This is a genomic window from Serpentinicella sp. ANB-PHB4 (assembly GCF_031432315.1).
GTDB lineage: Bacteria > Bacillota > Clostridia > Peptostreptococcales > Natronincolaceae > Serpentinicella.
In genome coordinates this window covers 33144-48712 of record NZ_JAVKGO010000002.1, presented here as the reverse complement: position 1 = coordinate 48712, position 15569 = coordinate 33144, and the positions used below count along the sequence as shown (strand labels likewise).

17 protein-coding genes are annotated in these 15569 nt (G+C 32.4%); 1 reads left to right on the top strand and 16 read right to left on the bottom strand.

All coding sequences use genetic code 11. The features are described 5' to 3' along the window. Positions 1 to 32 precede the first annotated feature (32 nt). The 15 genes from RH915_RS02795 to RH915_RS11435 form a co-directional block, all read right to left on the bottom strand. On the bottom strand, positions 33 to 416 hold the full coding sequence (locus RH915_RS02795; protein ID WP_310477792.1) for a hypothetical protein: 384 nt from the start codon (positions 414 to 416) through the stop codon (positions 33 to 35). Positions 417 to 557: 141 nt separating this feature from the next. After that, positions 558 to 986 carry a hypothetical protein gene (locus tag RH915_RS02790; RefSeq protein WP_310477791.1) on the bottom strand — a complete coding sequence of 143 codons (429 nt, stop codon included), beginning with the start codon at positions 984 to 986 and terminating at the stop codon, positions 558 to 560. A 142-nt stretch (positions 987 to 1128) separates the two neighbouring features. After that, entirely contained in the window at positions 1129 to 1650 is a 522-nt protein-coding gene (locus RH915_RS02785; protein ID WP_310477790.1) for a hypothetical protein, read from the bottom strand. A 175-nt stretch (positions 1651 to 1825) separates the two neighbouring features. Next, complete coding sequence (locus RH915_RS02780) at positions 1826 to 3163, bottom strand: cyclic 2,3-diphosphoglycerate synthase (protein ID WP_310477789.1); 1338 nt, start codon at positions 3161 to 3163, stop codon at positions 1826 to 1828. A 399-nt stretch (positions 3164 to 3562) separates the two neighbouring features. After that, positions 3563 to 4315, bottom strand: coding sequence for an exodeoxyribonuclease III (locus tag RH915_RS02775; protein ID WP_310477788.1), 753 nt, complete (start codon positions 4313 to 4315; stop codon positions 3563 to 3565). Between the two features lie 121 nt (positions 4316 to 4436). Next, positions 4437 to 5063 carry a hypothetical protein gene (locus tag RH915_RS02770; RefSeq protein ID WP_310477787.1) on the bottom strand — a complete coding sequence of 209 codons (627 nt, stop codon included), beginning with the start codon at positions 5061 to 5063 and terminating at the stop codon, positions 4437 to 4439. A 284-nt stretch (positions 5064 to 5347) separates the two neighbouring features. Further along, entirely contained in the window at positions 5348 to 7480 is a 2133-nt protein-coding gene (gene cooS / locus RH915_RS02765; RefSeq protein WP_310477786.1) for an anaerobic carbon-monoxide dehydrogenase catalytic subunit, read from the bottom strand. Between the two features lie 116 nt (positions 7481 to 7596). Further along, positions 7597 to 8163: an NUDIX hydrolase gene (locus tag RH915_RS02760; RefSeq protein ID WP_310477785.1), complete on the bottom strand. Its 567-nt coding sequence runs from the start codon at positions 8161 to 8163 to the stop codon at positions 7597 to 7599. Positions 8164 to 8448: 285 nt separating this feature from the next. After that, positions 8449 to 9477, bottom strand: a complete 1029-nt coding sequence (locus RH915_RS02755; RefSeq protein ID WP_310477784.1) for a 3-deoxy-7-phosphoheptulonate synthase — start codon at positions 9475 to 9477, stop codon at positions 8449 to 8451. Positions 9478 to 9656: 179 nt separating this feature from the next. Then, entirely contained in the window at positions 9657 to 10040 is a 384-nt protein-coding gene (locus tag RH915_RS02750; protein WP_310477783.1) for an FMN-binding protein, read from the bottom strand. A gap of 279 nt (positions 10041 to 10319) precedes the next feature. Continuing rightward, on the bottom strand, positions 10320 to 10712 hold the full coding sequence (locus tag RH915_RS02745; protein WP_310477782.1) for a hypothetical protein: 393 nt from the start codon (positions 10710 to 10712) through the stop codon (positions 10320 to 10322). 182 nt (positions 10713 to 10894) lie between these two features. Continuing rightward, positions 10895 to 11647 (bottom strand): S1C family serine protease, encoded by a 753-nt coding sequence (locus tag RH915_RS02740; RefSeq protein WP_310477781.1) that lies wholly within the window; start codon positions 11645 to 11647, stop codon positions 10895 to 10897. Positions 11648 to 11702: 55 nt separating this feature from the next. Next, positions 11703 to 11978 (bottom strand): hypothetical protein, encoded by a 276-nt coding sequence (locus RH915_RS02735; protein WP_310477780.1) that lies wholly within the window; start codon positions 11976 to 11978, stop codon positions 11703 to 11705. A 173-nt stretch (positions 11979 to 12151) separates the two neighbouring features. Beyond that, on the bottom strand, positions 12152 to 13192 hold the full coding sequence (locus RH915_RS02730; protein ID WP_331618267.1) for an aldehyde dehydrogenase family protein: 1041 nt from the start codon (positions 13190 to 13192) through the stop codon (positions 12152 to 12154). Between the two features lie 67 nt (positions 13193 to 13259). After that, entirely contained in the window at positions 13260 to 13520 is a 261-nt protein-coding gene (locus tag RH915_RS11435; protein ID WP_331618266.1) for a hypothetical protein, read from the bottom strand. A gap of 225 nt (positions 13521 to 13745) precedes the next feature. Between RH915_RS11435 and RH915_RS02725 the strand changes: the two genes are divergently transcribed. Further along, entirely contained in the window at positions 13746 to 14708 is a 963-nt protein-coding gene (locus tag RH915_RS02725) for a bile acid:sodium symporter family protein (RefSeq protein WP_310477779.1), read from the top strand. Between the two features lie 162 nt (positions 14709 to 14870). Here RH915_RS02725 and RH915_RS02720 read toward each other — a convergent pair whose 3' ends face one another. Then, positions 14871 to 15056 (bottom strand): hypothetical protein, encoded by a 186-nt coding sequence (locus RH915_RS02720; protein ID WP_310477778.1) that lies wholly within the window; start codon positions 15054 to 15056, stop codon positions 14871 to 14873. Positions 15057 to 15569: the final 513 nt, after the last annotated feature.

The window sequence follows — 15569 nt, the reverse complement described above, 5'->3', positions numbered from 1 at the left end:
CCCTCTGTTCTAAATTATTAATTATCCACCTCTTATTCTGGACACTCACAAGGTTCTAGTGTATCAGGACAATCCGAACCTACAGCCATAATGGTTATGGTCTGGTTCGCTAAATTAAAGTCTTCGAATTCTTCTGTTTCAGGATTGAAAACTTCCACTGTTGGTGGAATTCGAATCATGTAGTAACCATCGCAACCTGAAAAAGTATGGCATACATCCTCAAGTTCCCCTGTAAATGGATTTGTAAAAAAATACTTTACAATTGCACCTACAATTGGTTCTCCAGTTTCACATTCTGTAATTTGACCCAAAACAATAACATCCTCTACTTCTGTAACCCCAAGATCTAATCGCTGTTGTTGTTGATCAAAAATCTCTGGAAGCGTTACAGTTCCAGCACTTAAAATATATGACATTTAATTACCCTCCCCTCTATCTGGCTTACTTTATCATATGGTGTTAGTAATTAAATGTGCTTGAAAAGATTAAATTAAAAAGACCGCAAGTATAATTGTTTTTTACTTTTGGCCTAAAATATTTGACTGTTTATTTTTAAATTATTTGTTTTTTACATCCACTTGAAAGTCCATTTCAATTAATTTCTTTTTTTTGTCTAGTTTTATTTCATTTGCAAAAAGAAATGTTTCACTTTCTTTAAGATGCGGTATTTTATCAACACTTCTTACTTCATTATTTTTCCTTTTTAGACTCTTTTCATCTTCTTCTCTAGCTATACGCTGCTTTGTTGTTCTATTGATCTTATCTGCTTCGTATTGGTTATGTTGAACTTTTTGCCTGATTAGATTTTCTAGATTCTTTTTATCTGTTTTTGTTTGGTAGGCATTTTTCAACTCTTTTATTACATTTTTTTGTGCTTCTATTTGTAAAAACATTTTTTTTAAATCCTTTTTAAGTGTAACACCAGTTAAAAACTGTATTAGCATTATAGTAATAAACAAAACGTACATCATTGAGTTTTCTATCATAGTTACACCCTCCAATTAACACATTTATTCTTTTTAATAATCCCGTTATATTATAACTTATGCAAAACTCTACTTTAAGGTTCAAAAAATCTAGATGAGATAATCTATTTACTTAACAATCTCATCTAGTAATATGAATTAATTAAAGGATAATACTGCGGGTTGGTGGAATAATCTCCTCGCATACAGGTCCACAAATAAGCGGAGTATCATTATCTATTCCTGCTTTTAGACCCATAGTAACTGGTCCTATTGGAAGGGGCTGAGTTAAAGTTAAAGTCAAAATAATCCGTTCTTGTTCAACATCCCCCTCACCAGACGGTATATTATCAAATTTCAATCCCTTACAAGCTGCTGGATTTTCAGCCGGCCTTGGAATTATATTATCTATAAAGCAGCAATCTTCATTAGGCCCACTGCAATCAAACTCTGTATTATTATCGAAGTATACTTCAAGGGAACAAGAAGCTAATAATGCTAATCTGTCAGCATCAGATATTTCTGGACATATACAAATTCGTATATTGCTCATTTGTCTTGAATTATTTACACGAGTTAATTCATATACAAAAGTAGTTGCTGTTGTCGCACTTTCCTGTGGCTCTAATAGCTTCACTTGCCAACCAATATCAGTTTGAACAATTCTGTCACAACTATTTGGCATCTCTTCACCTCCTAATATATAAATCAAGTTTTTAGGTTTCTTGATTGGTCAATACATTATATTCTAACTAAATAATTTTGTTCTTCTTAATACTTATCTGCCTCTTTCTATTCCACTATAACTACTATTAAGCAAAACAAAATCCCCTAAACTTATATGTTTAAGGGACTTTGTTTTAAAGCTTATGTTTTTTTATAAAATCATTTAACATTTCATTTAGATTTGGGCTACCTACCTCATCTAGCTCATAGTGTACACGGGTACAAGGCTTGTGGATATTGATAATTCTTGTTAAATCAATTGGGGTACCAATAACTACAGCCTCACAGTCGGTTTTGTTAATTGTTTCTTCTAAATCTTTTAATTGTTGTTCGCCATAACCCATAGCAGGTAATAGCACACCTATATCTTTATAAATTTTAAATGTATCATTTAATTTTCCTACTGTGTATGGGCGCGGATCTACTAGTTCCTTGGCTCCAAAACGTTGAGCTGCGATTGTTCCTGCTCCAATTGTCATTTCTCCGTGGGTTAACGTAGGACCATCTTCTACAACTAGTACACGTTTTCCTTTAATTACTTTTGGATCATCCACTGTTATCTTCGATTCAGCCTTAATAATTGCAGTTTGTTTATTTGCATTTTTAATGTTTTCTTCTACTTTAAGCACTGACTCCGTGTCTGCACTATCAATTTTATTAATAATTGCTGCATCTGTCATTCTTAAATTAACTTCCCCTGGATAGTAGCTCAACTCATGTCCAGGACGATGTGGGTCTAGTACTGTAATTGCAAAATCTGGTTTGTAGAATGAGAAATCATTATTACCGCCATCCCATACAATTACATCACAGCCATCAGGATCTTGCTCCGCTGCTCTTAATATTGCTTCGTAATCAACACCAGCATATATAATGTTTCCACGAGTTACATGTGGCTCGTATTCTTCCATTTCCTCTACGGTACAGTTATGTTTCTTCAAATCTTCTAAAGAAGCAAATCTTTGAACTTTTTGTGCTACTAAGTCACCATATGGCATTGGATGTCTTACTGCAACAACTTTAAGATCCTGCTCCATTAGAAGCTCTATAACCTTACGAGTTGTTTGGCTCTTTCCACAGCCTGTTCTAACAGCGCATACAGATATCACAGGTTTGTTACTTTTAATCATTGTTTTAGTTGGCCCTAGAAGTTTAAAATCTGCCCCTGCAGCGTTTACAATAGCACTGATACCCATTACATGGTCATACTTCACATCACTGTAGGCAAAAACACATTCATCTGCTTTTAATTCCTTAATTAGCTCAGGCAGTTTTTCTTCTGCATATATAGGGATCCCTTCTGGGTATAAGCTACCTGCTAATTCAGCAGGATATTTTCGGTTATCTATATCCGGTATTTGTGCAGCTGTAAATGCTACAACATTGTAATTTTCATTATCGCGATAATATGTGTTAAAGTTATGAAAATCTCTTCCAGCAGCACCTATGATAATGACATTTTTTTTACTCAAATTAACCAACTCCTTTTGTATAATTTAATTATTTTAATATTAATAACAACACTATAAAACAATATTAACACTTTTTGTTTAGTATGTTTGTCGAAATTTGCTGAAAACTTATAAATATTCATTTTTTTATTTTAAAAATAAACAATTATTTTTTTATTAACTTAAATTATCTATAATTAAATAATTTGAAAATACCATATATTCATTGAATTAACAACGTTTATAGTGTCTTTATTTTAAAACTAAAATCCAAACTATATTTCATAATTTAAAAATCAATTTCATATTTATACATAAGTTTAAACTAAAAAATAGTAAAGGTCAACCTATTAATATAAAAAAGACAGACTATTTAAATAAAAAAACAGTCTGTCTCCCATATTTTTCTTATATTTTACTTTAGAATATTTCTAATCCCACTGGACAATGATCTGATCCATGCACATCGGTGTAAATACTAGCTTCTTTTAGCTCACTTTTTAACTTTGATGACACACAAAAATAATCAATTCTCCACCCGATATTTCTATCTCGCGCTTTTCTCATATATGACCACCAAGTATAGGCATCTTCTTTATCTGGATAAAAGTATCTAAATGTATCAATAAAATCATTGTTTAGAAGTTCATCAAACTTAGCCCGTTCTTCATCTGAAAAACCTGCACTTTTTCGATTGGTATCAGGATTTTTTAGATCTATCTCTTTATGCGCAACATTTAAATCCCCACATAATATGACTGGTTTTGATGCTTCAATCCCTTTTAAATATTTTAAGAAATCTGTTTCCCATTTCATCCTATAGTCTAATCGTGCAAGACCTCTTTGAGAATTGGGTGTATACACAGTTACCACATAGAAGTCTTCATATTCTAGTGTAATAACTCGCCCTTCATTATCGTGTTCTTCAATACCAATGCCATATGTTACATTTAAAGGCGCTACTTTCGAGAATATGGCTGTCCCAGAATAACCTTTCTTCTCAGCATAGTTCCAATACTGATGATAATCCTTTAAGTCCAGAGTGACTTGGCCCTCTTGTACTTTAGATTCTTGAATGCAAAATATATCTGCATTTTCTTTTTCAAAAAAATCCATAAATCCTTTTTTAAGGCAGGCTCTAATGCCGTTTACATTCCACGAAATTAATTTCATAATTTGCCCCCTATCTTCCCGTAATAATAAAGTTTAATGCTAATTTTAGCACTTTTATATCTAATTTTATCATATTACAGAAGATTTCGTGGAAGATTTTTATTATACAAAAGCGAAAGCCTTATTTATAAATAACTAATATTATAGCTATAATTATTATTAATGTTCCGCCAGTGATTATTTCTCCAATTCCTCTTAGTTTTGACTTTTCTTTTTTCACTTCTAAGGTTTTGTCTTTCAAACCAAGTTGAAATTGTTTATTTTGGGTAAAGTCATAACTGTTTAACACTAAAACTTCTTTATTATTTTCAAATACGGGTACCTCTTTTAACGTTATTTTTGCTTTACTGCCTTTTATTTTGAATATATTTTTTCCTTTTTCATTAACCTCATGATTGTATTCTATTTTAAGCTCTTCTAATACCGACTTTACTAAATAAATTGCTTCTTTCTTTTCTATATCATAAATTGTAATTCTTCTACTAATAACCTCTACATATAATCTATAGACAAAAATGACTCCTGGAGCTAATAAAAAAACTACAGCAAATTTCTTATATTCTTGCTCTACTCTTATAAAGCTAGTAATTAGCGTCATAAAAAGATAGACTAAAAGAAGTATACTGAGTACTTTATTATGAAATATAATTTCTTTTTGACGGTATTTATGAAATCCTTCAAGAATCAAAAATACACATACAACAGCGGCAATAATAAAATTTACAAAATACATATGCTCTATGGTCATAATATTCCCCCTTGATTTTTGTTTTTTTTTAAATATAACAATGGGTTGTTCCATTCAATTCGAATCAGTTTAAAATTAAGTCAATTGAAATCTTCACACTTACACTTCAACAGATTTCAGTATAAGCGCTACTAACTCTCTATTACTAAATATTAGCATTATTTGATGTAAATTCCTAGTCAATTCCCTTTTTTTTACTTATAAATATACTAGTGAAACCGCTTTCTGGATTTCCCAACATATAAAAAAGCCATTTCAAATAAGAAATGACTTTTTTAGTGTATTTAGTTTAATCCTAACGCTTTTCTTTTTCCTTCAATATGGTCAACATAAATTTGTATAGTCTTTTCTGCATCCATTTCTACTACCACCTTACCTAATCCTAATGTTTCAGTCGTTTCAGTCAAGGTTTTGACCACTACATCACTTCCTGTAATTGAAGGAACTGGTGCTACATGAACTAACCATCCTAAGGCTACAGCAGTACATGCGTCGGCTACTGCTTTTTGCTCTAAATATTCAGGGGCACCAATTACCAAAGGTAGTTTATTCGTGTCTACATTTAATGCATCTGCTAACTCCTTAGCAGTATGGGTCATCTTTCCTATATCTACACAAGCCCCATAGGTCAATACCGGTGGAATCCCTAATTGTTTACAAACTGCTTTTAAACCGTCTCCACATTCTTCTGCTGCCTTTGGATCTGTTAACCCTGTGTATTCCATAACACTAGAGGTACATCCACCTGATAATACTAAAATATTGTTTTCAATCAAACCTTTTGTGATTTTAAATATATTACTACCACCTTGACCATATCGAGCTGTCGTACACCCAACGATTGTTGCTATTCCTCTAATATTACCATTAGCTATTTGTTCAATTAATGGGTCAAAGCTACCGCCAAGCGCATTTCTTACTGATTCCGTACTAAAACCAACCATGCAGTCAGAGACATGAGGAGGAATATAGGTTTTTCGATTTTCTCTCTTTCTTTCTTTAAAAGAATCAATTGCCATCTCTAAAGCCTTTGTAGCTTGTTCTTTCATTTTTTCTGGTACAAAGTCTAAGGTCTCTGTTCCTTGTAGTTTAATAACTGGATGCGTACTTAATAACTTGGTCCCAAATTTTTTAGCAAATATAGGCATTGTTGGTACAGTACAGTTATAATCAAACATAAATAGGTCAACAACTCCAGTTGCTAATAGGTATTCCTGTGATAACCATTCACCTTCTTGACCACCATAAGCACTTTGGTTGTGGGTGCCTTCATAGTTAATTAGCTGCTGCCCTTCGCAAACATGCCCAAATATTTTAATGCCTTCAGCCCCAGCGTCTTTTGCTTTTTTCTGCCATTCGTCACTAGAAGCTAAATCAATTGCTATATGCGCCAATAACGGCATATGACCATTGGTTACAACATTGATCTGATTTTCTTTCAATAAACCCATATTCTGCTTTTTCATTGCAATCTCTTGAGTACCCATTAAAATTTCTTGAACGATATTTAATAAAAATAATCCCTGATATTCATTCGCTATTCCTAGACGAACACTTCTAAGTAAAAACTCTACAGGGTCAGAGTTAAAATTGGTCATACACTGGGTTTGTGCATAGGCTACCTCACTATATCCCCCACCTGGAAATAGTCCTAACTGTCTCCAAAGCTCTTTTCTTTTTGTAGGTGCAAAGGCTTCAACCGCTTTAGATTCCATATGATGAGGCAAATGTATATCATCCATTACCCATTGAGCAAATGCTATAGCAAGCTTATCTATAGGCTGATTAGCGTCTAACCCGGCCATATCAGCATATTTTTTTAGTTTTTCAGGATCTCGTATTTTCAATCCACTTTCTGGATGCTCCCCAGCAGCTTTTAGTGTTCTTGCTGCTTGATGGCAATGAAATATGTTTGCTGATGTACCAATGGTTACATGTCTATATGTAAAATTCCTTGCTACCATCGTATGGGCGTCTACACCACAGACACCTCTTGGTGCCTTCTTACTAATTCTGCATGGACCATTTGCACATAGTTGACAGGATAACCCTTCAATACAAAATTTACATTGTGTTGGTTGTTGTTCACTAAAACGGTCAAATACATTGCTCATTCCTGCTTTGTTTACGACTTGATACATCTCTCTCATAGCAGGATCAATAATTGTATTTAAAGGATATCCTTCCTTTGACTGATCATCTTTTTTAATATGATCTCTTTGCCATTGATGTACTTCTTCCATCGATGGCGATTTTTCTATTCCTTCATAGTCTACCTGAATTTTTTTGTGAATATCCTCATGTAAGCTAGGATCATTATAATCGGCATCTGTTAAATCAGCTGAAAAAGTCTTTTGATCTCCTCGCATTCTTTCTGCACTTCTTTGATAAGATTTTTGCACATCCTTGTCTGACATAGATTTATCCTCCCATAAACAATTCATATTTTATTTGTTTTAGTCTCTTCTATGTCAGTTTTAAATATTCACTATTACAATTAATTTCTTTTATTACCCAATTTCCTCAATGCAAGCTATTCGGTTTCTAACAATTTGCACTTTTCATTTAGTTTTTTATATATTCCTTGCATCCATATTTCTTTGGACAGCGCTGCTGATTTATTAAAATCAACCCACATAACCCCACTATTTTCATCTGGTTTTATAAAAAGTTCTAAATCTTCATCTACTTCTAGTAAATAGGTTACATTCAAATGTAGATGGGAGGACACATATTTGCCCCGCTTCATATGACCATTAACAGAAAGAATCTCTAAGGAAAAAATATCTTCTACTATCGGCTTTACATAATTCACCCCAGTCTCTTCTTTCAGCTCATTTATAGCAACCTTCAAAAGGTCCTTCTCCCCATCTACATGCCCACCAGTCCAAGCCCACGAATCATATATATTATGATAAATCATCAAAACTTTTGTTCTTTCTTTATTAAGTACCCAAGCTGATGCAGTAAAATGTGCCATCTCATTTTCTCTGGTTAATAAGTTTCCAAAGGTACTTAAGTACTTTACCATTAATTGTTGATCCTGTTCTTCTTGATCATTATACGGTTCATATCTTTTTATTTCTTCTAATAAGTTCATTGTACTCCTCCTAAAATAACAACTAATAAAATAATTTCTTATTAAAAATAATCTTAATATTATTTTACTTAATATCCTCTTTAAAATCAAAATGGCTAGTGTGTTATTTATTTTGTAAAATTTTTCTAAAGCTTCTTTTAATTTCACTCCTCATTATAAGACTTTTACTCACTTTAAAATAGTTGATAATAAAGGCTTAGTTTAAACCAAAAAGAACTGCCTCGTATTTAAGAGACAGTCCTTATCTTTTCTAACAACTCATCACTGTTTGTGTATCATTATACTTTACAGATGATCCGCAATATCATAAATTAATTTTTCTGTTGTATCCCATCCTATACATGCGTCAGTAATGGATTTTCCATAAATATTTTCGTTGATACTCTGGTTACCTTCCTCTAAATAGCTTTCAATCATTAAGCCTTTTATCATTTTCTTTAACAAAGGTTCATACCTTCTACTATGTAAAACTTCCTTAGCAATACGAGGTTGTTCATAGTAACGCTTCATTGAATTAGCATGATTAACATCAACTATAATAGCAGGATTGCAAAGTTCTAACTTTTCATATTCTGCTGCTACTCTAATTAAATCTTCAAAGTGATAGTTGGGTATGTTTCTTCCACTTGAGTCCACTGCTCCTCTTAAAATTGCATGGGTTAATTTATTTCCAGTAGACTCTACCTCCCATCCATTATATGTGAAATTATGTGACTGCTGAGCTGCTACTATAGAATTAAACATAACTTTTATATCCCCACTAGTAGGATTTTTCATTCCTGTTGGTACATCTACTCCACTTACTGCCAACCTATGTCCCTGATTTTCAACTGAACGGGCACCAATAGCAATATATCCTAAAATGTCCGAAAGGTAGATGTAGTTCTCTGGATATAGCATTTCATCTGCTGCAGACATATGATATTCACTTAAAGCTTTTAAATGCATTTTACGAATCGCCTTTATACCCTCAAATAAATCTGGCGTTTTAGTTGGATCTGGTTGATGGAACATTCCTTTATAGCCTACACCAGTTGTTCTTGGCTTATTTGTATATATTCTCGGAATAATTAAAATTTTATCCTTTACCTTATCCTGAACTTTAGCTAGTCTACCGATATAGTCGCAAACCGAGTCCTCCTTGTCCGCAGAACATGGTCCAATAATTAGTACAAATCTATCATCTTTACTTTCAAAAATATCTTTTATTTCCTTATCTCTTTTTTCTTTTATAGTCTTTAAATCTTTTGGTACAGGTATTTCTTGCATAATCTCTTCGGAAGTAGGAATTCTCCTTTTAAAATTCATACCCATGACATTTCCCCCTTTTGTATTTTCATTATTTTCTGTATTTTCTGTAAATTTAACTTATATGAAAATATAACATATAGTCACTTTAAAAATCAAGATTAATTTTTAAATAATTTTTATATGAATAGTACAGTCTTCTAGTCAAATGTATATGTTATTCGGGATTGAACTATTAACTGATTTTACTCAACCCCTAAAGCATTCTCTATTGCCTTTATATAGGCTTTACTGCTAACGGTAGCCCCAGACACTACATCTATATCTAAGGATTGATCCTTTATTATTCTATGGTAAACCTTCTCCATTACATCTTTGTGGGTAAAGCCATCTGTCAGATTAATCTCTACGATCTCGTTGCTCTGTACTTTCACTTCTACCTTATTGGTCCACCTTCTACTATTATACTCTCCTATATATATTCCATCTTCAAGACCTGTAATATCCACCTCACCGATGGTAACCATCTTTCCTTCCTCTAATCCTCTTGTCATAAAAAACAATCCGCCAGCCCCCACTAATATAATCCCAAGAAATATTCCTGCAATAATTTTAATTGCCTTTTTCATTATAACCTTCCTCTCAATATTATTTTTCTACTTCCTATAGACCCCAAAATTTATTTCCTTGTTCCTTTTTAATTTAAGTATTCTTCCTACAAAAAACGTTTGTAGCTAAACGCTATCTAATTAATAATATTCTACACTTACTCTCCTGTAAAGTTATTCTATGAAAATATTTCCAACTTATTGAAATAAATAAGGATATATCAAAGCACTTATAAAAATGCTCTAATATATCCTGTCTATGTTTATATATTAAATTTAATAAGTGTAACTTTATCTTCTCTAAATATAAGCTCCAATAATTGATACACTTAAGGCAATAACCACAATCCAGAAAAATATATTAAACGCATATACTACTGCCATTTCAGCCTCTGGATCTTCTGCCCCTTTACTCTTTTTAGAAATATTTTTTGGATGTCTCTTAGGCTCTGCAACAGCCACCATAATCATAGCCACAAACAAACCTATAATTAAAAAGCTTAGCCAATATGCACCCCATATTTGAGGACCTACTGGTTGTGTCCATGTACCTCCTGCCCATGCGGCTAAAAATACAATTATAAAAAATGCCAATAATCCACCTCCGACATTTTCTCTTTTAGCACCTGCACCGAATACAAAAGTTAATAGCACCGCTATTAAGAACACAACTAAAAAGTCTACAAAAAACATTATATTCCTCCTTTAAATTTATGTACTGTAATGTTCTATATTAATTTACATACCCGCATACATTCTTTTTAAACTTCTTCAACTAAAAATCAGGTCCTTCGACCTGATTCTTAGTTTCGTTGTCTTCTATTCTTTTTTGTCCTAAAATCCGCATGGTTGATTTTAATGATTTTATTACCAATCTATTTTTGTAGGATCTGGTTTAACCTATTAATAGGAATTGCTGCGCCGAGTTTTCTATCGGAAAAATTTTCATCACTTATAGTTGCAAATATTACCCCTATCACTTCCCCATCATCGTTTATAACAGGACTCCCACTATTTCCTCTATTAACTGGCGCATCGATTAATAAAATCGATTCCCTTGTTCCCTTTATTTTAGTCAATCCAACTACTACCCCTTTGTTTGCAATGGCCTCGTAATGCAAGGGATTCCCAATAATCAATACTTCATCCTCCTCATTTATCTCTAACCGCTCTCCTAACGCTAACTTTGGTAACTTTTTAGCTTCTATTTCGATTAGAGCTAAATCTATGCCTTCATAAACTTTCGATACCTTTCCTTGAAATATTTCTCCCTTATAAAAACTAACGATTACACTTTCTCTATCCTCAACAACATGGGCATTTGTAACAATCAAGCCATCTTCTTTTATGTTAAATCCTGTCCCTCTTTTATTATCAACCATAATAGTAACGATAGATTTTTGAAATTCTTTTATTTCAGGCTTTTGCGTTAATTGGGAGGATTCTTTAAGAAACTCTAAAGAAGGTAAGCTAAGATTTGTAAATATCGGACCCATTATCATAATCCCTAAACATATAGCTGTTACTAAGGCGATTATCCTAATAGATTTTCTTCTCTTATAATTATCTATGTTTTGTTCTTCCTCAATTTCATTTCCCTGATTATTATCTTCATTTTCATTAGACATAAATAATTTCTCCTCCTATTAACATCTACCAGCACAAAAACTAAGCTTTTTGCAATTATAAAAACTTATTCAAAACAAATATTCCGTGTAATAAGTAAGTCACTCCGGCTGAAGAAATCATTATTAAAAATGATCCTATCCAATAGGATATCTTATGTTCTTTTAATAAAACAAAATTAAAAACAATAAATATAAGTGCTACTGCACCAATATACAAAGAAATCAAATTAGGATTCGTCCAAAATACACCAAATAATATGTATAAAAAACTACTAATTGCACCTATTCCTATTAATATATTTCCAATGATCCAACCTTTTTTATTAAACATAATATCTTTCCTTTACTAGTTAAATCTTATATATTACATCAAATACCCAGTAGTTTAATATATACACATTTTTTATTCTAGTACACTTATATATATACTTTTCAACTCACTCTATTTTGTTTTTTATGTGTTTAAATGCTTAGGTAGGCTGTCTATAAATCCATCCAATAATGTTATCTTAATATTTTCTTTATTAATTTCAATTTATTTTTATATGGTGGATATCTAAGAGGTATATCAACTAAATTAGATTTTTTAAGTATGCTTTTTTTATGAGAAAAGGTATCAAAGCTTGCCTTTCCATGATACCCTCCAATCCCACTGTCACCAACACCCCCAAAGGGCATATGTGGAGTAGCTAGATGTACTATAGTATCATTAATACATCCACCCCCGTAAGATATATTATTAATAATATGTTTCTGCCTCTTTATATCATTTGAAAAGTAGTAGAGTGCTAATGGTTTAGGCTTTTTATTTACCCTTGAGACAACTTCGTTTATATTTTCAAATTCTATTACCGGCAATATGGGTCCGAATATTTCATCCTTCATAACAGCACTGTCTATGGTTACATTATCTAATATAGTAGGAGATATTTGATTCGTTTTATCGTTGAATTGCCCTCCAAAAACAATATTCTCTTCATTAAGTAATGTCCTTAGCCGGTTGTAATGTTTATCATTAATAATCTTTGGATATTCTTTGTTACTGCATGGTGATAAACCATAAAACTCAGTAATATGATCTTTCATCTTGTTTATAAGTTTTTCTTTCACGCTACTGTGCACCATCAAGTAGTCTGGGGCTACACAAGTTTGACCTGCATTTAAAAACTTACCCCAAACAATTCTCTTTGAGGCTAAATCTATATTGGCAGTTTCATCTACAATACAAGGACTTTTTCCCCCTAGTTCAAGGGTTACAGGCGTAAGGTGTTTTGAAGCTGCTTCCATTACAACCTTTCCTACTTGAACACTACCAGTGAAGAAAATATAATCAAATTTTTCAGCTAACAGAGATTTATTCGCTTCTCTTCCCCCTTTTATTACTGAAATATATGCTTCATCGAAATTTTTGCTGATTAGCTTGTCTATAATTTCAGATGTGTTTGTAGCATATTCAGAGGGTTTTATAATGCTACAATTTCCTGCTGCAATAGCACCAATTAGTGGTGCTATTGTTAACTGAAAAGGATAATTCCAGGGGGACATAATCAGTGCTACGCCATATGGTTCTGAATAAGTGTGGCTTTTAGATAAAAAGTGTATTATTGGTGTCTTAACTTTTTTTGGTCTTACCCAATTTGGAAGATGCTTTATAGTATTTTAGTTCCTCTAGAACAAGACCTATTTCTGTTTCATAGGATTCGAAGGGGGCTTTGTTCAAGTCTTTTTTCAGAGCTTCCATTATTTCTTTCTCATTATTAATTATTTCCTGCCTTAATATTTTCAGTTTTTCCAAACGGAAATTTAAGTCTTTTGTTCTCCCTTCTTCAAAATACAACTTTTGTTTTTCTACAGTTTCTTTAATACTACTCATACACTATCCCTCCAAAAAATTTCTTTTACATAACTTCTTTATCCTAATAAATACCCAAAATATTTTCTTGTAATTAAACGTTGAGATGTCATTGAAAACGCACCTATCTATGTCATGTTAGTAAAAAAAATAACAGTATATTATAAATCTATTGACAACATGTTTTATTTCACTCAAAATAGTAATGTCATATTGTTATAATATCATTATTAGGAGGCTTTTATATTGAAATTTCTAGAGAAGTTAAGTCGTATCGCTGGTAATTATTTTTCTGTATGGATTATATTAGTATCTGTGTTAGGTTTATTAAACCCTTCAATCTTTGCATGGTCTTTACCTCACATTCCCCTATTCTTAGGTGTCATCATGTTTGGTATGGGTATGACACTGAAAGGTGACGATTTTAAGCGGGTTTTACTCCAGCCGAAAGCCATATTAGTTGGGGTTTTTGCTCAATTCATTGGTATGTCTTTGATCGCATTTTTAATCGCTAAGACCTTTAACCTTGATCCTGAGTTGGCAATAGGGGTTATTTTGTTAGGTGCTTGTCCTGGAGGAACAGCTTCGAATGTTATCACTTATTTAGCTCGAGGAAATGTCCCTGTTTCTGTTACCATGACATCAATTTCAACAATTTTAGCGCCTTTTTTAACGCCATTAATTATGCTGGTTTTTGCAGGCCAGTGGCTTCCAGTTTCTGCTTCAGTGTTGTTTGTTGATATACTAAAAATCGTTCTTATCCCTGTAATTATGGGTATGGCAACTAGAAAGCTATTGAATAATTCCATTGAAAAAAGCCTTAAAATTCTTCCTCTAGTTTCTGTAGTTGCTATTTTAATTATTGTTGGTGCAATTATAGGTGCAAACGCTGAGCGTATATTTACCTCAGGTATTTTAGTTTTTATAGTAGTTATTTTACACAACCTAATGGGACTTTTAATCGGTTACACAATAGGTAAATTCTTTAAAATAGATGAGGATAAAATTAGAGCTATAACTTTAGAAGTTGGCATGCAAAACTCTGGTCTAGCGGTTTCTTTAGCTAATGTGCATTTTGGACCTTTAGCTGCATTGCCTGGTGCACTTTTTAGTGTTTGGCATAATATTTCTGGAACTGCATTAGCAACTTATTGGAACAGAAAAGATTCTAAAAAAAACGCACCTCATATCCATATAGGAAAAAGTTAAAGTATTAATTAGCTTTGCGTCTGTCTATACTATAAAATCCGAAGTGATATTTAAGATCACTTCGGATTTTGTTAAATACAATTCCTTTATTTTACCTTAAAATACTTTTATATTTATGGTTCTATTAGCGCTATTACTTCCCCATCTTTATGTATAAAACTATTACCATGAACCAAGACTACTATTTATTTGGAAGCCTCTTTTCATGCCTTTAGCCCCCCGATCATATTTTTTGGTAGTTGTCGTTGTGCTTGTTGAAGTAGTACTAGTCGTTGTGGTCGTTGTAGTTGTTGTGCTTGTAATTGGTAGTAATTCAACAATGTTTTCCAACTTATTATTTAAGAGCATCTGAAGTTTAATCATATTTCATAATGTCTGATTAACACATTTATTGATATCTTTTGTATCTTCAACTGAAAGGTTTTGAAGCTTACACTCTTCCCTTTCTAATAGCAACATTATGCACCAAGTGCCAACCCTGGTAGTGAATATCATGCATTATACATATGTCAATATCAGATAATTACTTTCATCAATTTTTCCCCCCAACCTTTGATTTTGTTACTGTATCAACAGACAGAATTCATTTACATATCCAGCTATACATCTTCAAGGTAATATATGAGGAAATAGTATTTTTTAGAATAATTCACTAAGCTCCTAACAAATCTAACTAACAAAATTTAAAAATATAACATCCCCCCCTAAGTCTTAAGGAGAGATGCTATATACGTTGTAGTTATTCTTCTATTTCTAGTAAATTCCTCTATTTAAACCATCTACAATTGCAGAGAATACTTTGTTTCCTCTGATACTTGCTCCTGTAAAGCCATCAATATCTTCTATAAAATCTCCAGGTGT